This window comes from Vibrio sp. 1401, from assembly GCF_033340295.1.
On the sequence record NZ_JAWOWF010000662.1, the window covers coordinates 1 to 565 of the forward strand.

1 protein-coding gene is annotated in these 565 nt (G+C 45.8%); it reads right to left on the reverse strand.

Going from position 1 to position 565, the window contains the following annotated elements:
- A partial coding sequence (locus R7Z77_RS27440; protein WP_318137316.1) for a flagellin hook IN motif-containing protein occupies positions 1-565 on the reverse strand: 565 nt, incomplete at both ends.

The following is a 565-nucleotide window of genomic DNA, read 5'->3' on the forward strand; positions in this document are numbered from 1 at the left end:
CGCCTCCTACTGTCGACATATCGAGATCATCAACGGTCACCAACTCACCGGAACCTATATCCATCTCATCGGCAAAATTGCCTTTCCATGTGACGCCTTCTGGCGCATTCAGTGTCGAGGTAAAAAACTGCAGTTGATGATCTTGCGTTACAGAAGCATCGACTACCGATTGCTGGGCATTAATGTAGGTTGCCACTTCTTCAAGGTTATCGCCTACTTTGAGTGTTAATGCTTTAGATTGTGTTTGGCCTTCATTGTCTTGATATTCAAACGCGAACTGTTGGTTATCTCTCGTTACCCGCCAGTCTTTGTCTAAACTGTCACCCAGATAATGTTGCCCGCCCATTTCAGGTATGTGCGTACGCATGTTTCTGAGCGTCAATGATATAGAGTTCGCATTGGCGCCAATATGAAAACTCTGAGAACCATAAGAGCCATTGAAGAGGTTTTTATCCGCGAATGTCGTCGTAATTGCCACACGATCCAATGCATCTTGTAGTGCACTCACTTCTTGTTGAAGACTGGTACGATCATCCTGTTCATGGCTGCCATTTGCGGCCTGAAG